General features: G+C 74.4%; 17 protein-coding genes and 1 tRNA gene. 9 read left to right on the top strand and 9 right to left on the bottom strand.

The genetic code is table 11. The features are described from left to right. Positions 1 to 222: 222 nt before the first annotated feature. Together AB0F18_RS11780 and AB0F18_RS11775 are read right to left on the bottom strand one after the other, a co-directional pair. On the bottom strand, positions 223 to 1,233 hold the full coding sequence (locus tag AB0F18_RS11780) for a Gfo/Idh/MocA family oxidoreductase (RefSeq protein ID WP_362057925.1): 1,011 nt from the start codon (positions 1,231 to 1,233) through the stop codon (positions 223 to 225). An 18-nt stretch (positions 1,234 to 1,251) separates the two neighbouring features. Then, positions 1,252 to 2,166, bottom strand: coding sequence for a sugar phosphate isomerase/epimerase (locus AB0F18_RS11775; protein ID WP_362057922.1), 915 nt, complete (start codon positions 2,164 to 2,166; stop codon positions 1,252 to 1,254). Between the two features lie 128 nt (positions 2,167 to 2,294). On the opposite strand from AB0F18_RS11775, the gene iolC reads away from it, so the two are divergent. From iolC to AB0F18_RS11755, 4 genes are read left to right on the top strand one after another with little or no spacing between them, the layout of a single operon-like run. Beyond that, a complete protein-coding gene (iolC, locus tag AB0F18_RS11770; protein WP_362057982.1) occupies positions 2,295 to 3,221 on the top strand; it encodes a 5-dehydro-2-deoxygluconokinase in 927 nt (308 codons plus the stop codon). Between the two features lie 7 nt (positions 3,222 to 3,228). Continuing rightward, positions 3,229 to 4,071, top strand: a complete 843-nt coding sequence (gene iolB, locus AB0F18_RS11765; RefSeq protein ID WP_362057979.1) for a 5-deoxy-glucuronate isomerase — start codon at positions 3,229 to 3,231, stop codon at positions 4,069 to 4,071. Next, on the top strand, positions 4,068 to 5,954 hold the full coding sequence (gene iolD, locus AB0F18_RS11760) for a 3D-(3,5/4)-trihydroxycyclohexane-1,2-dione acylhydrolase (decyclizing) (RefSeq protein WP_362057919.1): 1,887 nt from the start codon (positions 4,068 to 4,070) through the stop codon (positions 5,952 to 5,954). The genes iolB and iolD overlap by 4 nt, the downstream gene beginning before the upstream one ends. Positions 5,955 to 5,964: 10 nt before the next feature. After that, entirely contained in the window at positions 5,965 to 7,464 is a 1,500-nt protein-coding gene (locus tag AB0F18_RS11755; protein ID WP_362057916.1) for a CoA-acylating methylmalonate-semialdehyde dehydrogenase, read from the top strand. A gap of 66 nt (positions 7,465 to 7,530) precedes the next feature. Here AB0F18_RS11755 and AB0F18_RS11750 read toward each other — a convergent pair whose 3' ends face one another. The 5 genes from AB0F18_RS11750 to AB0F18_RS11730 all read right to left on the bottom strand — a co-directional run bounded on the left by AB0F18_RS11750 (position 7,531) and on the right by AB0F18_RS11730 (position 13,418). Continuing rightward, a complete protein-coding gene (locus AB0F18_RS11750; protein ID WP_362057913.1) occupies positions 7,531 to 8,733 on the bottom strand; it encodes a hypothetical protein in 1,203 nt (400 codons plus the stop codon). Positions 8,734 to 8,794: 61 nt separating this feature from the next. Beyond that, on the bottom strand, positions 8,795 to 9,820 hold the full coding sequence (locus tag AB0F18_RS11745; RefSeq protein WP_362057910.1) for a DUF916 domain-containing protein: 1,026 nt from the start codon (positions 9,818 to 9,820) through the stop codon (positions 8,795 to 8,797). Positions 9,821 to 9,909: 89 nt separating this feature from the next. Beyond that, positions 9,910 to 11,205 (bottom strand): hypothetical protein, encoded by a 1,296-nt coding sequence (locus AB0F18_RS11740; RefSeq protein WP_362057907.1) that lies wholly within the window; start codon positions 11,203 to 11,205, stop codon positions 9,910 to 9,912. Positions 11,206 to 11,408: 203 nt separating this feature from the next. Continuing rightward, positions 11,409 to 12,620 (bottom strand): S8 family peptidase, encoded by a 1,212-nt coding sequence (locus tag AB0F18_RS11735; RefSeq protein ID WP_362057904.1) that lies wholly within the window; start codon positions 12,618 to 12,620, stop codon positions 11,409 to 11,411. A 96-nt stretch (positions 12,621 to 12,716) separates the two neighbouring features. Continuing rightward, positions 12,717 to 13,418: a 4'-phosphopantetheinyl transferase superfamily protein gene (locus AB0F18_RS11730; RefSeq protein ID WP_362057901.1), complete on the bottom strand. Its 702-nt coding sequence runs from the start codon at positions 13,416 to 13,418 to the stop codon at positions 12,717 to 12,719. Positions 13,419 to 13,500: 82 nt separating this feature from the next. Between AB0F18_RS11730 and AB0F18_RS11725 the strand changes: the two genes are divergently transcribed. Then, on the top strand, positions 13,501 to 14,271 hold the full coding sequence (locus tag AB0F18_RS11725) for an alpha/beta hydrolase (RefSeq protein ID WP_362057898.1): 771 nt from the start codon (positions 13,501 to 13,503) through the stop codon (positions 14,269 to 14,271). A gap of 4 nt (positions 14,272 to 14,275) precedes the next feature. Here the strand turns inward: AB0F18_RS11725 and AB0F18_RS11720 are convergent, their stop codons facing one another. After that, on the bottom strand, positions 14,276 to 14,818 hold the full coding sequence (locus tag AB0F18_RS11720; RefSeq protein ID WP_362057895.1) for a hypothetical protein: 543 nt from the start codon (positions 14,816 to 14,818) through the stop codon (positions 14,276 to 14,278). Between the two features lie 245 nt (positions 14,819 to 15,063). On the opposite strand from AB0F18_RS11720, the gene AB0F18_RS11715 reads away from it, so the two are divergent. Next, the gene (locus tag AB0F18_RS11715) at positions 15,064 to 15,546 is read left to right on the top strand and encodes a phospholipase (protein ID WP_362057892.1); all 483 of its coding nucleotides are present in this window, start codon (positions 15,064 to 15,066) and stop codon (positions 15,544 to 15,546) included. 154 nt (positions 15,547 to 15,700) lie between these two features. Here the strand turns inward: AB0F18_RS11715 and AB0F18_RS11710 are convergent. Beyond that, positions 15,701 to 15,773, bottom strand: a tRNA-Arg gene (locus tag AB0F18_RS11710). Between the two features lie 322 nt (positions 15,774 to 16,095). Here AB0F18_RS11710 and AB0F18_RS11705 point away from each other — a divergent pair. The 3 genes from AB0F18_RS11705 to AB0F18_RS11695 all read left to right on the top strand — a co-directional run bounded on the left by AB0F18_RS11705 (position 16,096) and on the right by AB0F18_RS11695 (position 20,292). Continuing rightward, complete coding sequence (locus tag AB0F18_RS11705) at positions 16,096 to 17,718, top strand: dynamin family protein (protein WP_362057889.1); 1,623 nt, start codon at positions 16,096 to 16,098, stop codon at positions 17,716 to 17,718. A gap of 4 nt (positions 17,719 to 17,722) precedes the next feature. After that, complete coding sequence (locus tag AB0F18_RS11700; RefSeq protein ID WP_362057886.1) at positions 17,723 to 19,783, top strand: GTPase; 2,061 nt, start codon at positions 17,723 to 17,725, stop codon at positions 19,781 to 19,783. 101 nt (positions 19,784 to 19,884) lie between these two features. After that, a complete protein-coding gene (locus AB0F18_RS11695; protein ID WP_362057883.1) occupies positions 19,885 to 20,292 on the top strand; it encodes a single-stranded DNA-binding protein in 408 nt (135 codons plus the stop codon). Positions 20,293 to 20,306: the final 14 nt, after the last annotated feature.

Below are 20,306 nucleotides of genomic sequence, written 5' to 3'. Positions count from 1 at the left end.
ACGCCCCGGGGCCGGCCGGAGGCCGTCGGGGGAGCCGGCGCGCGGACACTGACGATCACTCGGGTTGTTCCCGGAGAACGACGCCTCGTGAGGGCGGGGGAGGGGCTGTCGACCGCCTGTGACGGAAAACCCGCGTAATCCGGATATGCGTGACACGGGTGCGACTCCTGTGACGGACGCGGCACAGGAGCCGCCCGGTGAATCCGGGACGCCGGCGGCGGCTCAGCGGTAGAGGTCCGGCCGCTCCGCCAGCCGCACCTCGGTCCGTACGCCGCTGCGCGCGGCCGCCAGCCCCGCCTCGGAGACGGCGGCGGCCGCGTACCCGTCCCACGCGTCGGGGCCGTCCACCCGGCCCCGCGCGGCCGCCGCCACCCACCGCCGCACCTGGCGGTCGTAGGCGTCGGCGAACCGGGTGGTGAAGTCCTGGGCGATCTCCCCGCCCCACCGGCCGCCCGACTCGACCACCATCGCGTGGCCGTCGCCGATGCGGGCACTGCCTGACTCCCCGACCGCCTCGCACCGCACCTGGTAGCCGAACCCGCAGTTGACGAAGATCTCCACGTCCACGATCGCCCCGCCCGAGGTCTCCAGCAGCACCAGCCGCGGGTCGCGCAGCCCCTCGGGGGCGGCCGAGGACGGCGTCGGCGAGAGCACGGTCACGGCCGTCACCTCCTGGCCCAGCAGCCAGCGGGCCGCGTCCACCTCGTGCACCACGGAATCGCTGATCAGCATGTCGCTGGTGAAGAAGGAGGGCGAGGCGGCGTTGCGGTGGCGGCAGTGCAGGAAGAGCGGCCGGCCGATCCCGCCCGCGTCCAGCAGCTCCTTGAGCCGCTCGTACTCGGCGTCGAACCGCCTCATGAACCCCACCTGCACCAGCCGCCGGCCCAGCCGCCGCTCCGCCTCCAGCACCCGCAGCGCCCCCTCCGGATCCGGGGTCAGCGGCTTCTCGCACAGCACCGGAAACTCCCGCTCCAGGGCGTGCAGGACCGCTTCCTCATGGGCGGGCCCGGGGGAGGCGATCAGCACGGCGTCCACCCCGGGGGCCGCTATCGCCGCGGCCGGGTCCGTGAACGCGGCCGCGCCCTCCAGCCGGGCCGCGACGGCCTTGACCCGGTCCCCGTCCGGATCGGCGACGGCCACCACCCGCGCCCCGCCGACCGTGTCGCCGATCCGCCGGACGTGGTCGGCGCCCATCTTCCCGGTGCCGATGACGGCGATGCCGAGGGTGCTCATACGTGTGTTCCTTCCAGGTCAGCGGGCGCCACAGGAGCGCAGATAGGCACGGGTGCGCCGGGCGACGGGCAGGGGACGGTCCGGCGCGCACGGGTACATGTCCTGCTCCACGATCGCGAACAGCTCCACCCCGAGCCGCTGCGCCGCCGCCAGGACGGGCTCCAGCGCGGGCACCCCGGACGGCGGCTCGCACATCACCCCGCGCTCCACGGCCGGCCCGAAGGGCATCTGTTCCGCCACCACTTCGGCGAGGATCCGCGGGTCCACCTGCTTGAGGTGGAGGTACCCGATCCGCTCGCCGAAGGTCTCGATCGCCTCGACGCTGTCCCCGCCGCAGTACGCGTAGTGCCCGGTGTCCAGGCACAGGGACACCAGCTCCGGGTCGGTGGCGTCCAGGAACCGGGCCACGTTCTCCGGGGTGTCCACGTGCGTGTCCGCATGCGGGTGCACCACGATCCGCAGCCCGTACCGCTCCCGGACCTCCCGGGCCAGGCGCTCGGTCTGGGAGGTCAGTTCACGCCATTGAGCGGGCGTCAGGACCGGGTCCTCCAGCATTCCGCCGGTCTTGTCGTCCCGCCAGAACGACGGGATGACCACGAGGTGCTCCGCGCCCATGTCCCGGGTGAGCGCGGCGATCCGCGACACGTGCGCCCAGGTCTGCTCCCAGACGGCGGGACCGTGATGGAGTCCGGTGAAGACGGTGCCGGCGGACACCCGCAGACCCCGTTTCGCGGTCTCGTCGGCGAGCCGGGCCGGATCGGTGGGCAGGTAACCGTACGGGCCGAGCTCGATCCACTCGTACCCGGCGTCGGCCACCTCGTCGAGGAACCGGTCCCAGGGGGTCTGCAACGGATCCTCCGGGAACCAGACACCCCAGGAGTCCGGAGCCGAACCGACACGGATACGGGTCAACGCGGGCGGGGAGGAGGTCATGACGGCCACCTTAGGGTGCGAGTTCCGAGGGAAAGGGAGGACGAGTGGGAATGGGAGGAGCGCCCGACGTGACCACGGGGGACGCAGCGGACGGGGCCGGGGGCGGGACCGCGTACGACCTCATCACGATGGGGCGGATCGGGGTGGATCTCTACCCGCTGAAGACCGGTGTACCGCTCGCGGAGGCCGACACCTTCGGGAAGTTCCTCGGCGGCTCACCGGCCAACGTAGCCGTCGCGGCCGCCCGGCTGGGGCGGCGCACGGCCATGATCAGCCGGACCGGGGCGGACCCCTTCGGGGCGTATCTGCGCGGTGAGCTGCGGGGGTTCGGGGTCGACGACCGGTGGGTGGGGGAGGTGGACCGCTACCCGACGCCGATCACCTTCTGCGAGGTCTTCCCGCCGGACGACTTTCCGCTCTACTTCTACCGGCTCCCCAAGGCGCCCGACCTGGAGATCGAGCCCGGCGAGATCGACCGGGAGGCGGTGCGCGCCGCACGGGTGTTCTGGATGACCGGCACGGGCCTCAGCGCCGAACCGAGCCGGTCCGCCACCCTGGCCGCGCTGGAGGCCCGCTCGAAGTCCGGCACCACCGTGTTCGACCTCGACTGGAGGCCGATGCTGTGGGACGACGGGCCGCCGGAGCCCTGGTACGAGCGGGCGCTCGCGCTGGCGACGGTCGCCGTCGGCAACACCGGGGAGTGCGCGGTCGCCACCGGCGAGAGCGAGCCGTACGCGGCGGCGCGGGCGCTGCTCGCGGCCGGGGTGGAGCTGGCGGTGGTCAAACGGGGGCCGGAGGGGGTCCTGGCCGTCCACCGGGACGGGACGGCGGTGGAGGTACCTCCGGTCCCGGTGACGGTGGTCAACGGGCTCGGCGCCGGGGACGCCTTCGGGGGCGCGCTGTGCCATGGGCTGCTGGCGGGGTGGGAGCTGGAGCGGGTCCTGCGGTACGCGAACGCGGCGGGGGCGATCGTGGCCTCGCGGCTGGCGTGTTCTTCGGCGATGCCGTTCCCGCACGAGGTGGAGGAGGTGCTGGGCGGTGCCGGTGCGGTCTGAGACGGGGATGGAGTTCACCCGGCTGGTGGTGCTGGAGCTGGCTCCGGGGGAGGTGTACGCGCACGCGTGCGGGGAGGCCGAGTGGATCGTCCTCCCGCTGACGGGCAGCTGCGAGGTCCGCTGCGCGGAGCCCTCCCCCGCACGGTGGTTCGCGCTGCGCGGGCGGGACTCGGTGTTCGACGGGCCGACCGACTTCGCGTACCTCCCGCGGGACGCGCACGCCGAGCTGACCTCCGCCGGAGGCGGCCGGTTCGCGCTGGCCGGGGCGCGGTGCGAGCGGCGCCTCGAACCCCGGTACGGCCCCGCCGACGCCGTACCCGTCGAGCTGCGGGGAGCCGGCCACTGCTCGCGCCAGGTGCACAACTTCGCCGCCGCCGACGCCTTCCCCTGCGACCGGCTCATCGCCGTCGAGGTGCTCACCCCGGGCGGGAACTGGTCCTCCTACCCGCCCCACAAGCACGACGAGCACCACCCCGGCGAGGAATCCCGCCTGGAGGAGATCTACTTCTACGAGATCGCCCCGCACGGGGACACCCCCGGCGTCGGCTACCAGCGCGTGACGCCCTCGCCCGCCGGGAAGACCGACGTCCTCGCGGAGGTGCGGTCGGGCGACGTCGTCCTCATCCCCGACGGCTGGCACGGCCCGTCCATCGCGGCGCCGGGCCACGACATGTACTACCTGAACGTGATGGCCGGCCCGGACGCCCAGCGGGAGTGGCTGATCCGCGACCATCCCGACCACGCGTGGATTCGGGAGGCGTGGCCGGGGCAGGAAGTCGATCCCAGGCTGCCCCTGCACCGCGACGGGCGGCCCCGGCCCGCAGCCCGACCCGAGGAGGAGACCCCGTGACCGCGCCGCGCAGCGTCCGGCTCACCACCGCCCAGGCACTCGTCCGGTTCCTGAGCCGCCAGTACACCGAGCGCGACGGCCGCCGGCACCGGCTGATCGCCGTCACCTGGGGGATCTTCGGGCACGGCAACGTCGCCGGCGTCGGGCAGGCCCTGCTGGAGAGCGGGCCCGAGGCCATGCCGTTCCTCCAGGGACGCAACGAGCAGGCCATGGTGCACGCCGCCGTCGGGTACGCCCGGCAGAGCGGGCGGCTGTCGGCGCACGCCGTGACCACCTCCATCGGGCCCGGCGCGACCAACCTCGTCACCGGGGCCGCCCTCGCCACCGTCAACCGGATCCCCGTGCTCCTGCTGCCCGGGGACACCTTCGCGACCCGGCCCGCCGACCCGGTGCTCCAGCAGCTGGAAGTCCCCTACGCGGGCGACGTCTCCGTCAACGACACCCTGCGGCCCGTCTCGCGGTACTTCGACCGGATCACCCGGCCCGAGGCCCTGATCCCGGCGGCCCTCCAGGCGGCGCGGGTGCTCACCGACCCGGTGCAGACCGGCGCCGTCACCCTCGCGCTGCCGCAGGACGTCCAGGCCGAGGCGTACGACTGGCCCGAGGAGTTCTTCGCGGAGCGGGTGTGGCGCGTGCGCCGCCCCCGGCCCGACGCGGACGAGCTGCGGGCCGCCGCCGAGGCGGTACGGGAAGCCCGCCGGCCCCTCGTGATCGTCGGTGGCGGCATCCGGCACAGCGGGGCCGAGGAGGCGCTGCGGGCCTTCGCCGAGGCCACCGGCATCCCCGTCGCCGCCACCCAGGCCGGCAAGGGCGCGCTGCGCCACGACCACCCCGCCGAGGTGGGCGCCGTCGGCCACACCGGCACCGCCACCGCCGACGACCTGGCCCGCGCGGCCGACCTGGTCATCGCGGCCGGGACCCGGCTCACCGACTTCACCACCGCCTCCTCGACCCTCTTCCAGGAGCCCGGCGTCCGCTTCGTCGGCCTCAACCTCGACCCGTTCGACGCCCACAAACAGGCCGCGCTCCCGCTGGTCGCGGACGCCCGCGAGGGCCTGGACGCCCTGCGCGCGGAGCTGGCGGGGCACCGGGTGGACCCCGCGTACGAGCAGACGTACCGCAAGGCCAAGCTCTACTGGGAGGCCCTGGTGGACCAGGCCTTCCACGCCCCCGACGAGACCGCCGTCCCCACCCAGGCCCAGGTGCTGGGCGCCCTCGACGCCCTCGTCGACGACACCGACGTGATCGTCAACGCGGCCGGCTCGCTCCCCGGCGACCTGCACCGGCTCTGGCGGGCCCGCTCCCCGTACCAGTACCACGTCGAGTACGGCTACTCCTGCATGGGCTACGAGATCCCGGGCGCCCTCGGGGCGGCCCTCGCGGCCCCCGGCCGGCCGGTGTGGGCGCTCGTCGGCGACGGCTCGTACCTGATGAACCCCACCGAGATCGTCACCGCAGTCCAGGAGGGCGTCCCGCTCAAGGTGGTCATCCTCGACAACCACGGCTACGCCTCCATCGGCGGCCTCTCGGGCGCCGTCGGCGGCGAGGGCTTCGGCACGGCGTACCGCTTCAGGGGGCCGGACGGCGGATACACCGGGGACCCCCTTCCGGTGGACCTCGCGGCCAACGCCGCCTCCCTCGGAATGGCCGTGATCCGCACCCGCACCATCGGTGACCTGCGAAAAGCCCTGGCCGAGGCGCGCGGGTCCGACCGTCCCACATGTGTCTACGCACAGACCCGAACACCCGACACTGTGTCGGGCCCGCCCCCGGCACAGGCGTGGTGGGATGTTCCCGTGGCCGAGACCGCGACCCGTGCGTCGGCGGCCCGGGCCCGCGAAGAGTACGACCGGCAAGCCGCGCAGCGACGTCGCCATCTGTGAAGGAGCAAGCATGAAGACCGTCAACCACTGGATCGGTGGCAAGACCGTCGAGGGCGCGTCGGGCAACTACGGCCCGGTCACCGACCCGGCCACCGGCGAGGTCACCACGCAGGTCGCCCTCGCCTCCGCCGAGGAGGTCGACGCGGCGGTACAGGTGGCGAAGGAGGCCTTCCTGTCCTGGGGCCAGTCCTCGCTGGCCGCCCGTACCAAGGTGCTGTTCGCCTACCGCGCCCTGCTGGACGCCAACCGCGACGCGATCGCCGAGCTGATCACCGCCGAGCACGGCAAGGTGCACTCCGACGCGCTGGGCGAGGTCGCGCGCGGCCTGGAGATCGTCGAGCTGGCCTGCGGGATCACCACGCAGCTCAAGGGCGAGCTGTCCACGTCCGTCTCGAACCGCGTGGACGTGGCCGCCATCCGCCAGCCGCTGGGCGTGGTCGCGGGCATCACCCCCTTCAACTTCCCGGCGATGGTGCCGATGTGGATGTTCCCGCTGGCCGTCGCCTGCGGTAACACCTTCGTCCTCAAGCCCAGCGAGAAGGACCCGTCGGCCGCGAACAAGCTGGCCGAGCTGGCCACCGAGGCCGGCCTGCCGGCGGGCGTGCTGAACGTCGTCCACGGTGACAAGGTCGCCGTCGACGCCCTCCTCGCCCACCCCGACGTGGCCGCCGTCTCCTTCGTCGGCTCCACGCCGATCGCCCGCCACATCCACACCACCGCCTCCGCCCACGGCAAGCGCGTCCAGGCGCTCGGCGGCGCCAAGAACCACATGCTGGTGCTGCCGGACGCCGACCTGGACGCCGCCGCCGACGCGGCCGTCTCCGCCGCCTACGGCTCGGCGGGCGAGCGCTGCATGGCCATCTCGGCGGTCGTCGCCGTCGGCGCCATCGGCGACGAGCTCGTCGAGAAGATCCGCGAGCGCGCCGAGAAGATCAAGATCGGCCCCGGCAACGACCCCGTGTCCGAGATGGGCCCGCTGATCACCGCCGCCCACCGCGACAAGGTCGCCTCCTACGTCAAGGGCGCCGCCGACCAGGGCGCGGAGGTCGTCCTCGACGGCACCGGCTACACGGTCGACGGCCACGAGAACGGCCACTGGATCGGCCTGTCCCTCCTCGACCACGTCAAGACCGACTCCGACGCCTACCGCGACGAGATCTTCGGCCCGGTGCTGTGCGTGCTGCGCGCCGAGACCTACGAGGAGGGCGTCGCCCTCATCAACGCCTCGCCGTTCGGCAACGGCACCGCGATCTTCACCCGGGACGGCGGCGCGGCCCGCCGCTTCCAGCTGGAGGTCCAGGCGGGCATGGTCGGCGTCAACGTGCCGATCCCGGTGCCGGTGGGCTACCACTCCTTCGGCGGCTGGAAGGACTCGCTCTTCGGCGACCACCACATCTACGGGAACGACGGCATCCACTTCTACACGCGCGGCAAGGTCGTCACCACCCGCTGGCCCGACCCGTCCGAGGGCCACGCGGGCGTCGACCTCGGCTTCCCCCGCAACCACTGACGCACCCCCTGAACAGCAGGAACCCCCGGCCCACCCGCACCGGCCGGGGGTTCCTGGCGTCCGGGTTCAGAAGCGGGACCAGACGTCCGCCGCCGCCGTCGCCGACCAGACGGCGTCGCCGTGGCCGTACCCGGGGACGGTGGAGAAGCGGACCCGGTCGTTGCCCGCCGCGCGGATCAGCTCCGCCCCGTACGGCTCGTCGCCTCTGCCCAGTTCGGTGTTGACCCAGACCACCTCGGCGCGGATCCGACCCCAGTCGATCCGGTACGTCTTCCCGTCGTCCGCCCAGACCGCCGCGAGGTCGCGCATCAGGGCCGTCGGGACCAGCCCGCTGCCCAGCGCGGCGGTGGCCGCGTGCCAGGTGGCCAGGGAGGTGTGGGTGAGGGTGAAGCGGTCCTCGGCGGGGGCCGTGCCGAAGGCGTAGGTTCCCGCGCTGTGGCCCCGGCGGTAGATCCAGTTCGCGGGGCCGGGGAGGTCGGCGGTGCGGATCAGCGCGAAGTGGGCCAGCCCGGCGTGGGTGAAGTACCGGGAGGGGTCCGGGGGCCAGGGCACGGCGGAGGGGCCCGAGGGGTCGGCCACCGCCCGTGCGACCAGCGCCGCCAGGCCCGGGTCCGTCGCGTGGACACCCCGCGCGAGCTGCTCCTCGTACGCGTCCCGGGTCGCGGCCGCCCGCAGCGCCGCCTCCCCGGTGTACGGGCCGGTGGTGTCCAGGACGAGCACCCGGCGCAGCCGCTCCGAGGTGTCGTGCGAGGCCGCGTCGAGGGCCAGGGCGGCCCCGGCGGAGTGGCCGGCGTACGTGTAGGGCAGGCCCAGTACGGAGTCCAGCGCGGCCACCACCCCGGCCAGGTCCCTGCGGTGGGCGGCGAGGCCGAGGCCGGCGGGGAGCCCGTCGGCGCCGGCGGCCGCGTCCTCGCGCGGGGTGACCCCGACGACCAGCAGGCCCTGGCGGAGCAGGTGGCCGGCGAGGGTCCCGTCGCCGCCGGACGTGAAGAAGTCCGCGGTGAAGTTCAGGCCACCGCCGGGCAGGAGGTACGCGATCCCGTGCGGGGGCCGCGCGGTGTCCGCGACCACGTCCACCGTGAGGGGGGCCGGGCCGCCGTCCTCGATCGGGAGGGTGAGGCGTATCCAGCCGTCGCCGGGCAGGTAGGCGGCGGTCCCGCTGGTCAGGGCGCGTTCGACGCGGGTCAGCAGGCCCACCCCCGCGAGGGCGGGCTCCGGTCGGCGGTGCCCCGGCCGGCCGGGGCCGGGCTCGCGGTGTTCTCGTTCCATCGGTCATGCCTCCCCGTCGCGGGGATGGCCGGATGCCATCCCCCGGGGACACCCTTCCCGGTCAGCGCGCCCCCGCCAAGTCCGGGACGGCTTCCGCTCCTTGCGGGGCGGACCGGCGGCTCCGGCGCCGCACGAGGAGGGCGGTGCCGGCCCCGGCGAGCAGGAGGAGGGCGCCCGCCGCGGGCCAGGGGACGGCGAGGAACTCCGTACCGGCCTCGGAGTTCAGGTCCGGGTACGCGGGGGCGGTCGCCTTCACCTTCACCTCGACGCGGTCCAACTGGGGGGAATCCGGCCAGGGTTCGGTCAGGGTGATCCGTTGGCCGGGCAGCAGGGCCGGCTTCGGGTCGCGGGCGGGCCGGTCCAGCACCCGGCGCCCGAACAGGCCCCGCGCGGACACCGCGACCTTCGGCTCGACCACCACATTGCCCCGGTTGACCAGGGTGTACGTGAGGGTGGCGCGGGCATTCCTGGTCCAGGGCAGCAGCGGGGCGCCGCGGCTGACCCGTACGTCCTCCACGCTCAGCGCCGGGGTCAGCGGGCCCGGAACCCTCAGGTACAGCCGTGCGCCCACCTGGCGCTTGACCCCGACCTGGACCTTGCCCTCCCGCTGTATCCCCTCGACCTGCGTGTTCAGTGCGACGATCCCGCCCACGTGGTCGCCGGGGGCCGCGTCCTGGGGGACCTTCACGGTGAACGGGATGTCCTTGCGGCCCTTGGGCGGGACGGTGACGGTGCCCGCCGCCTCAGGGCCCAGCGCGACCCAGGCCCCCACGTCCCGGGGCTTCGTCTCGGCGGGGAGCAGGGCGAAGGCACCGCCCGAGGGGGTGTTCACCGCGTCGGTGGCGAAGACCCGGAAGGTCAACTCCCTGTCGGAGGAGTTCAGGATCGTCACGCTGTCGTCGACGGCGGCCCCGGCGGATCCCTGGTGGAAGAAGTACGCCCGGCCGGTCATCGCCGCACCGGCCGGCGGCGTCGGGAACACCCCCCAGGTGCCGTTGTCCGCGGCCGCGGCGGGACCGGCGGGGAGCAGCAGCAGCCCGCACAGGCCGAGGAGGAGGGTGCGGAGGACGGTCGTGCGCAGGCGCATGGGCGGTCTTCTCCGGGTTCGCGGCGGGAGCGGGGGAAGGGGTGGTGCGGCGCCGGGGCGCCGCACCACCCCGGGTGCGGGCGGGACGGTCAGGCGATCGAGAAGGTCACGACCGACTGGTAGGTGTCGGCGAACATGAACGGCGGCAGCTGGAGCACCGCCGCGCCGCCCACGGCGAACTCGCCGCCGGTCAGCTCGTCACCGCCGGCCGCCTGCGAGGCGACCTTCATCGGGGTCTCCGTGATCGCTCCCGGTGCGCCCGCGGTGCAGGTGCTCGGGCTGTCCGGGTTGGTCACGGTGCAGGACGGCTGGATGCCGAGCTGCGCCTTGGCCATGGAGTGGCCCGTCGTCTGGTTCAGGAACGGCGTACGGGTCGCCGTCACGTCCCAGCCGAGGGTGCCGCCGCGGAAGTCCTGGACGGTCGCGGCGTTGAACGCGCCGAACACCGACTGGGCCTTGCCGTTGATGGTCACCGAGCCGAAGCTGACGGCCGGCTGGCCGTCCTTGGGGCCCAGGGCCAGCGGCCCGGGCAGTACCTCGATGTCCACCGGGTTCTTCACACCGGCCTGTTCCTCGACGAACACGAAGGGCTTGGCCGGCGGGACCGAGCCGTCGATCCTGATGGCGTCGGCCTTCTTCGTGACGGTGAGGGTGCAGGTGGCGGCGCCGGAGGCGTCCGCCGTGCCGGTGCCGGTGTCACCGGTCGCCGCGCCCGCGAGGAGGGCGGAGCAGGTGACCGGGCCGGCCGGGAAGTTGGCGCCGGTGGCGACGACGGCCGTGCCGGCCCCGCCGCTGTTGGGCGTCAGCCTGGTGGTGACGGGGTCCTTCGGGAGGGCCTCGACGGCGATCGAGCCGACGGAGGCGCTGGGGCGCGGGTCGGGGGTGCAGGTCGTGGTGTAGACGGTGCCGCCCAGGTCGGCGTCCGTGACCACCTGGTCGATGGTGATCTGGACGGTGCTGCCCTCGCTGCCGTCCGGGATCTTGACCGTGCCGGAGAAGGCGGGCGGGTCGGACTTCTTGCCGGCCTCCTGGTGGCTGGGGACGGCGGGGCTGGTGACCGTCTGCGCGACCCCTCCGACGAGCAGCTTCGCCTTGATGGTGTTGACCGTGTCGATCGTGAACATCGGGACGACCGGCGTCTCGCCGGGGTCGATGGTGATCGGTACGGTCTCGCCCGCCTTGGCGGTGTCCGGCACCGTGATCGTGTAGTCCTGGTTGCCGTTGGCGCCCGGCTGCGGGGCGGGGGCGACGCACTTCACGGGGACGGGAGTGGTCTTGGTCGCGGCCTGCGCCGGCCCCGTCAGGGCCACGACGCCGCCCGTCAGGGCCAGGGAAAGGGCGCCCGCCCCGGCCAGCACTCTTCGTCTGAGCGTTCTCGTACTCACTCTCACTGGGTCGCGACTCCTTCGTCATGACGAAACCTCCCCCCACCCGCTGTGTGGGGGAGGCCGAGCCGGTGCGGATGGCCGTCATTGACGCGTCGCGGTGATGAGAAGTCAATGGATGACCCGGGCGTGAAGCACACAGACATTGATGTCCCATCAGACCTGGTCTGATGGGACATCGGATACCGGCGCGGGCGGCCGGGTCAGTCCGCCGCCGGTACGTGCAGGAGCCGGTTGGGGGTGCGGGCGGGCAGGCCCGTGATCAGGTCCGGAGCCGCGTCCCGGACAAGGGCCGCGCGGACCTGTGCGGGGCTGTGCGCCGTGCCGCCCGCGAGGAGCAGGGCGGCGGCGCCCGCCACGTGCGGGGCCGCCATGGAGGTGCCCGTCGCCCGGGCGAGTGCGGTCTTCGAACCCTTCCAGGCCGAGACCACGGCCACGCCCGGCGCCGAGAGGTCCACGCAGGAGCCGTGGTTGGAGAAGGAGGGGTGCCGGTCGGCGGCGTCGGTGGCGGCGATGGTGAGGACCTGCGGGACACCGGAGGGGGAGCCGGAGCAGGCGTCACGGCCCTCGTTGCCGGCCGCCACGGTGACGGTGATCCCGTAGGCGACGGCGCGGATGACCGCCGCGTCCATGGAGCGGCTGCGGGAGCCGCCCAGGCTCAGGTTGGCGACGGCGGGGCGCAGCGGCAGCCCGCCCCGGAACGCGTCCTTCACCATCCAGTCGAGGCCGCGCAGGATGTGCGACAGCCGCGCGTCGCCCCGGCAGTCGGCCACCTTCACCCCGACGAGGGAGACCTCCTTCGCGACCCCGTACGTGGCCCCGCCGATGGTGCCCGCCACATGCGTGCCGTGGCCGTTGCAGTCGGCGGAGCCTTCCATCCAGAGCGCGTTGTAGCCGGTGCGGGCGCGGCCCCCGAACTCCTGGTGGGCGGTGTTGATCCCGGTGTCGACCACGTAGACGGTGACGCCCTCGCCGGTGGTGGGGTAGGTGTACGAGCCGTCGAGCGGCAGCGCGCGCTGGTCGAGGCGGTCGAGGTGCCAGGGTGCCTGCGGCTGGCTCGCCGGGGCCGCCGGCCGCTCGGGGGTTCGGGGGGCGTCGGAGATCCGGTACACCGTGTCCGGTTCCACGGAGGCCACCCGGGGGTCGGCGGCGAGCGCGGCGGCGCGAGCCGCGGTGGTGCGTACGGCGAAGCCGTTGACGGCGGTGTCGTAGACCGTATCGACCCGGTCACCGGCCTCCGCGGCCTCGGCGGCCAGGGCGCGGGCCGGGGTGCGGGTGGTGGCGTCCTTGAGGACGACGACGTAGGAGGCGGTGGGGGCGTCGGCGCTGTCGGCGTGCGCGGCGGGGTGCGGCGGCAGGACGGTGGCCGCCGCCAGAAGGGCGGCGGCCGGGAGGAGTGTGGTCATGGCGGTCATGCGCCCGATGCTCGGCCGGACGGGACGACGGCGCACGGAGGGTGCGCCGACTGGCCCCACGACACGCCGCCCCGCGGGGCGTGGCGCGACGGCCCGTCAGGCGGCGCGGACGGCCAGGGCGGCGGCGTAGCCGGCCGGGGCCGGCAGGTCGCCCAGGGTCCAGCCGGGCACCCGGGCGGGCGTGGGCGCCGAGCCGACGTAGGGCTCGGCCACGCCTTCGGCGAGGCCCGCGCCGGTGGCCTTGAGGCAGGCCTCCTTGCGGCACCACACCCGGGCCAGCGCCGCCCGGCGCGCTTCCTCGGGCAGGGCGGTGATCTCGGCCGTCTCCGCCGGGTGCAGGCTGGTCAGGACGTCGGCCACCGCCGCCGCGCTCGGCAGGCCCTCCACGTCCACGCCCACCGGCACCCCGGCGAAGGCGAAGTACGCCAGGCCGTCGCTGTGGGACAGGGAGAAGTGCACCCCGCCCCCGGCCACCGCGGGCCGCCCGTGCGGGCCGGCGCAGTGCAGGCAGTCCTCGCGCACGAACCGGACCTCCTCGGGCGCCAGCCCCAGGTACCCGCCGAGCAGCACCCGTAGCCCCAGGTGGGAGGCCAGGTAGCTGCGGCGGTCGCCGGGGCGCAGCAGCCGGGCCGCCCGCTCGCGCTCGTCGGCGTCCAGCAGTGCCGTGGCCCCGCCGGTCTCGTGCCCGCCGATCACCCCGAGGGTGGTGTCCAGCGACCACACCGCCACGTCGGATCCCGTCGGGAGGGCCCCGAAGCCGGGTTCCCCGCCGTCCAGTTGGTTCAGTTGATCGATCACCTCACGAGAGTAGTGGGGGTGGTTGGAGTCCCGGTTAACCTCATGCCGGATTCACCGTGGACAACTCAGGGGGAAACACACCGTGCACAGTGCCGTCGTGACGCCGGAAGGCGACCGGATCCGTTGGGTCGAGCTGCCGGGGGAGGAGCCGGCCCGCGTCTACCTGCACGGGCTGGGCTCCACCGCCCCCGCCTACTTCGCGGCGAGCGCCGTGCACCCCGCGCTGGCCGGGCGGCGCTCGCTGCTGCTCGACTTCCTCGGACACGGGCACAGCGACCGGCCCGAGACGTTCCCGTACACCCTTGAGGCGCACGCCGACACCGTTGCGGAGGCGCTCACCGCCGCCCGCGTCGAAGCGGCCGAGGTGATCGCCCACAGCATGGGCGGGGCGGTGGCCATCGTGCTGACCGCCCGGCACCCGCACCTGGTCTCCCGCCTCGTCCTGGTCGACGCCAACCTGGACCCCCTGCCGCCCGCCCCGGGCACGGCGGGCAGCAGCGGGATCGCCTCCTACACGGAGGAGGAGTTCCTCGCCGGCGGCTGGGCCGAGGTGCGCGACCGGGCCGGCGCCCACTGGTGGTCCACCATGCGGCTGGCCGGCCGTACCGGCCTGTACCGCAGCGCCGTGAACCTCGCCGCGGGCACGACGCCCACCATGCGGGAGCTGCTGCTGGAGCTGAAGGTCCCGCGCAGCTTCCTCTACCCGGAGGCGGACGGCTCCGTCCCCGGGGCGGAGGCCCTGGAGGCCGCCGGAGTCGCCGTGGTCCCCGTGGCGGACTGCGGGCACAACATCATGCTGGACAACCCCGAGGGCTTCGCCCGGGCCGCGGCCGAGGCCCTCGTACGGGACTGACCTGTCAGCGGCGCACCGTCGGGACGGCCCCCGGCTGGGGGACGGCCGGTATGCCCTCCGGTATGAGCGCCCCCGGGGAGGGCGTCCCGTCGGTCCAGGCGTAGACCTTCTTGCCGCGCACCGACACCTGGTACTGGTAGCGGTCCCGGCACTCGGGCCGCTCCTCGCCCCGGGTGTCGCGCGGCCACCAACGGGCGCCCAGCCTGGGGCCGCCCGCCTTCTTCGGGGGCTGCGCGGCGCACTGCGGTCCGTCGAGGGGTGTCTTGCCGAGGGTGAACCGGATGAGCCGGGCCTTGCCGTCGGTGCGCGCCTGTATGCGTATGTCCTTGGCGTCCTTCGGCATCCAGCTGGGCAGCGCGAGGGTCCGGTCCCCGCGCGTGTGCGCCTCGGCGGTGGAGGCGGTGGCGAAGTGCCTGCCCTTCTCCTTGAAGAACCGGTCGTTGAGGGCGTTCGTGACCGGGTTCGGCGGGAGGTTGGGCAGGGCGAAGGCGGCGGTGGCGAGGGCTCCCACGATGGCGGCGGCGATGACGAGCGGACGGCGGTTCATACCGACAAGTGTTCGCGGCGGGGGGCCGTCGGCGCGTCCCTCCCCGGTACGAACTTCGAATCTGCCGGAAGTCGCACACGGAGTCATACCTGAGAGGGGTGCCCGGCCGCCCTCGACCCGCTCCGGACAGGAACGCCCGCGCCCGGGCCGCGTTATAGGGGCAGTCCCGGTCAACTCCCGGTACGGCGACGGACCCTCACCCCCGGAGCGGCCGTCCGCCCGCCGCCCCGCCCCGCAGGAATCCCATGCGCCCACGCCCCCTTGCCGTCCTCGCGCCGACGGCCGCCGCCGTCCTGCTCGTCCTCGCCGCCCCCGCGACGGCGGTCCCCGCGGACAAGCCGCAGGTGCTCGGCCGCTGGACGCAGACCAGCGCGGCCAGTCAGGACGCCTGGCTCGCGGCCCGCGCGCACCCGGCCGACTGGGCGGCGTACGGATTCGACTGGTCGACGGACCACTGCACGTCCTCCCCGGACAACCCCTTCGGCTTCCCCTTCAAGGCGGCCTGCGCCCGGCACGACTTCGGCTACCGCAACTACGGGGCGGCGGGCGCCTTCCGCGCCAACAAGTCCCGGCTGGACGAAGCCTTCCACGCGGATCTGAAGCGGGTCTGCGCGCGGTACTCGGGCGGCAGGAAGACCTCCTGCGACGGCACGGCCTGGACCTACTACCAGGCGGTCAGGGCCTTCGGCACATCCGCGGAACCCGCCCCGGCGCGCCCGCCGGCCTGAGCTGCCGCGACGCGCCCCGTACGGGACGAAGCCGCCCGTCCGGGCGACGGCCCTTTTGCGCCTGCAAGGGTCCGGTCGAGTGATTTTCCGCCAGAGGTGGACGGCGTCCCTTCCGGACGGCCGCGCGGGACCTCCCGGGAAGGGGAAGGAAGAGTGCCCCCGGCAGGACTCGAACCTGCGGCCAAGCGCTTAGAAGGCGCCTGCTCTATCCACTGAGCTACGGGGGCCGGTGGTGACCGTGGTGGCCTGGAGCCCCTTGGTGGGGGTGGGACTGCGGTCCGTGCCGGGTCAAGGATAGGGCTCCGGTTGCCTTGTCCCGGTTGCTTCGCTCGCGTGCCACGTTGTGGAGGTTCGGTGAAGCGGTCCCGATAATCGCAGGCAGGTGCGATTCTCGCACCGCTTTTGCGCCGCGGCGGCCTGGGTGTTGTGCACTCGTTATGCCTGCGTCCCACTCGTCCGCCGTGTCCATGATGTCCCACTGGAGTCGCGGTCGGCGCGCAGAGGGCGTATAAGCTTCAAAAATGGTCCCAAATTGGGCATTCTTCGCATGTGGTGACCTTGGATGTTCGGCCTCAGCTGCTCGATGCCCTGTCCGCCCTGCGCGACCGGGTCGCGTCCGTGCGTCTGCCGCTGCCCCTGCCCGGCGCCCCGCGCGCCCGCCAGACCAGAGCCGAGCTGCTCGCGCAGCTCGACGACTACCTCGTACCCCGGCTTAAGGCGCCCGAGGCGCCGATGCTCGCCGTCATCGGCGGATCCACCGGAGCCGGCAAGTCCACCCTCGTCAACTCCCTCGTCGGCCGCCAGGTCAGCGAAGCCGGAGTGCTCCGCCCCACCACCCGCACCCCGGTGCTCGTCTGCCACCCCGACGACCACCACTGGTTCGCCGGGATGCGCGTGCTCCCCGACCTCATGCGCGTCTGGGCCCCCCAGGACGAGGACGACCTGCTCCCCGCCTCCCGCAAGGGCCGCCCGCCCGGCGCGCACCACCGCCCCACGCCCCGCGAACTGCGGATCGAGACCGTCTCCACCCTCCCGCGCGGCCTCGCCCTCCTCGACGCCCCCGACATCGACTCCCTCGTCGTCGAGAACCGGACCCTCGCCGCCCAGCTGATCTGCGCCGCGGACGTCTGGGTCATGGTCACCACCGCCTCGCGGTACGCCGACGCCATCCCCTGGCACCTGCTGCGCACCGCCAAGCAGTACAAGGCCACCCTGATCATCGTCCTCGACCGGGTCCCGCACCAGGTGCTCGCCGAGGTCTCCCGGCAGTACGGGGCCCTGCTCACCCGGGCCGGGCTCGGCGACGTACCGCGGTTCACGGTGCCCGAGCTGCCCGAGTCGGCCGGCGGCGGCGGACTGCTGCCGGCCAGCGCCGTCGCACCGCTGCTCGCCTGGCTCAGCCACCACGTCCAGGACCCGGCCGCCCGGCAGTACGCCGTCGGAAGGACCGCGCTGGGCGCGCTCGACTCCCTCGGCCGCCGCATGCCGGAGCTCGCCTCCGCCGTCGCCGCCCAGCACGCCGCCGCCGTCCGGCTGACCTCCGCCGTCGAGGACGCGTACCGGAGGGAGGGCAAGCGGGTGCAGGGCCGCCTCGACGGCGGAGCCGTCCTCGCCGGTGACGCCCTCACCCGCTGGCGCGGCTACCCCCTCGACACCAGCGCCGACGAACTCCTCGACTCCCTCGCGGAATCGCTGGCCGCGCTGCTCCAGTGCGCCGTCGCCGCCGCCGACGAGCGGATCGCCGAGGTGTGGCGGCGCGAGCCGGCCGCCGGGGCGGTGCCGCTGCCCGGCCCCGACCGGGAGGCGGCGGAACGTATCGGCATGGCCGTACGGCGCTGGCGGCGCGTACTGGAGGAACTCGCCGAGGAGGAGGTCGCCAAGCTCGGCAAACAGCCGGCGCCCGACCCCGACGGCATCGCCGCCCTCCTCGTCGCCGCCCTCCTGGGCGGCAGACGCGCCCGCCCGGCGGGGGAGAAGCTCGCCGAACGGATCGGCGTACAGGCCGCCGTACGCCTGCGCGACCGGGGCGGAGAGCTGGTCCGGGACCACCTCGACGAGGTGCTGCGCACCGAACGGGACCGCCGCCTCGCCCCGCTCCAGGCGCTCGAAGTGACCCCGGAACCCCAGGCCGAGCTGATCGCCGCCCTGTCCGTACTGCAGAAGGAGAGGTGAGGGGGTGACCGCCTTGACCGACCGCGACCGCGATCAGGCCGGAGACCGCGACCACGTCCGCGACCAGGCCGGGGACGGGGCACGGGTCCGCGAGGCCGCTCGCCGGACCGCCGAGGGCGCGCAGGGCCGTACGGACGGCGGTGCGGACGGCCGTACGGGCGAACGCGCCGCCGACCGCGCGGCCGACCGCTGGGACGACGGGTTCATCGCCCGCTCGCGCCACCGGACCACCCGCAAGGGGGTCTTCGGCAGGGCCCGTTCCCACGGGACCGAGGACGAACCCCTGGCCGAGGAGCTCGACGCGGAGGCGGACGAGGAGGCGGACGAGGGCGACGAGGCCCTCATCCGGGCCGTGTCCGGCGCCGGGAGCGACGGCGGCAAGGCCCCCGCACCCCCGCTCAGCCCCGAGGCCCAGGCCCTGCGCACCCGCCTCGACGCGCTCCGCCAGCTGGTCGGCCTCTCCCGCACCCGCCTCGACGGCAAGACCCTCGCCGAAGCCGGCCGGGTCCTCGACGAGGCGGCCGCGCGCCGGGGCCTGTCCACCCAGCACACGGTCGTCGCGGTCGCCGGAGCCACCGGAAGCGGCAAGTCCACGCTCTTCAACTCACTCGCCGGCGTGCAGATCTCCGAGACCGGACTGCGCCGCCCGACCACCGCCGCGCCGATCGCCTGCAGCTGGTCCGACGGCGCCGCCGGCCTGCTGGACCGGCTGGAGATCCCCGGCCGGCTGCGGCGCAGGCCCCGCGAGACCCCCGAGGCCGAGGCGCTGCGCGGGATGGTCCTCGTCGACCTGCCCGACCTGGACTCGGCGCTCGGAGTGCACCGCGAGCACGTCGACCGGGTGCTGGCGCTCGTCGACGCCGTCATCTGGGTCGTGGACCCGGAGAAGTACGCGGACGCCGTCCTGCACGAGCGCTACCTGCGGCCGCTGGCCGGGCACGCGGAGGTGACGTTCGTCGTGCTGAACCAGGTGGACCGGCTGCCCGGCGACGCCGCCGACCTCGTCCTGGACGACCTGCGCCGGCTCCTGGACGAGGACGGCATCGCGCTCGGCGAGCACGGCGAGCCCGGTGCCACCGTGCTCGGACTGTCCGCCCTGACGGGTGAAGGGGTCGGGGAACTGCGCGAGCTGCTCGGACAGTTCACCCAGGAGAAGGGCGCCGCGACCCGGCGGATCGCCGCCGACGTCGACCGGGCCGCCGCCCGCCTGCGCCCGCTGTACGTCGCCGACGGGCGGGGCGGCCCCTCGGGACCCGAGATCGGCGAGGCGGCGCGCGCCGAGTTCGAGGACCGGCTCGCCGAGGCGGTCGGTGCGTACGCGGCCGGGCTCGCCGCCGAACGGGCCTGGCGGCGCAACGCCGGCAAGGCCTGCGGGACGCCCTGGCTGCGGCTGTGGCGCTGGTACGAGAGCCGGCGCGCCCCCCGCTCGCTGGCGGGCCTGTCCGCCCTGGCCGTGATCGGCCGGTCCGCGGCGGCCGCCCCCGCGCCGGTCGAGGAGGAGGTGACCGCCCGGCAGCGGGTGGAGCAGGCCGTACGGACCGTCGCCGACGAGGCGGCCGTCGGGCTGCCCGAACCCTGGGCGCAGGCCGTACGGGAGACGGCCGTACGCGGCGCCGCCCGGCTGCCGGAGGCGCTGGACGAACTGGCGGTGACCCTGGGCGCGGCCGTCCCGGTGCCCGGCACGAAGCCGCCGAGGCCCGCGTGGTGGCCGGCGGCCGTACTCGCGCAGGCCGCCATGACGCTGGTGCAGATCTTCGGCGGACTGTGGCTGGTCGGGCAGATCGTCGGGGTCCTGGAGCCGAGGCTGCTGCCGCCCGTGCTGTTCATGGTGGCGGGCATCGTCGGCGGGCCGCTGGTGGAGTGGGCCTGTTCGATCGCGGCGCGGGGACCCGCGCGCAGGTACGGGCAGGACGCCGAGCGGCGCCTGCGGCAGGCGGCCGCCGGCTGCGGGCGGGCGCGGGTGCTGGAGCCGGTCGCGGCGGAGCTGCTGCGCTACCGGGAGGTCCGGGAACAGTACGCGACCGTCTCCGCAGGGGGGACGCGGTTGTCCACAACCCGCCAGTAGTCCACAGGCCGCGGCGGGCGGCCGGGGGCCCGGGCCAGCATGGCCGTACCCCGTGCGGACGGTCCGCACGGGCCGTACGGAACGTGGGGAGGGCGGCCGGGATGAACGACACCCTGGTGACGCTGGTGGGGCACGTGGCGACGCAGATCGACTTCAAGGAGACGGTGACCGGTCCGTCGGCGAGGTTCCGTTTCGCGGTGACCCCGCGGTACTTCGACCGGCGGACCGAAGCCTGGACGGACGGCGCCACCAGCTTCTACACCGTGTGGGCGCGTCGGGTACTGGCGGTGAACCTGGCCAGTTCCGTGTCGGTGGGGGAACCGCTCGTGGTGCACGGGCGGTTGCGGGTCCGGGAGGGGCCGCCCGACGGCGAAGGGGTCCGCTGGTTCTCCGCGGACATCGACGCGATCGCCGTCGGACACGACCTGAACCGTGGAACTGCTGCCTTCCGCAGGGTGGTCAAGACGGACACCCCGCTGATGGGCCCTCAGAAGGCGGCGGTGGTCTGAGTGTTCGATGAGGC

It is taken from the genome of Streptomyces sp. NPDC029216 (assembly GCF_040648015.1).
In the GTDB taxonomy this organism is placed as follows: domain Bacteria; phylum Actinomycetota; class Actinomycetes; order Streptomycetales; family Streptomycetaceae; genus Streptomyces.
Note: the sequence above shows the minus strand (reverse complement) of the source record. Positions and strands in the feature narration are given on the sequence as shown.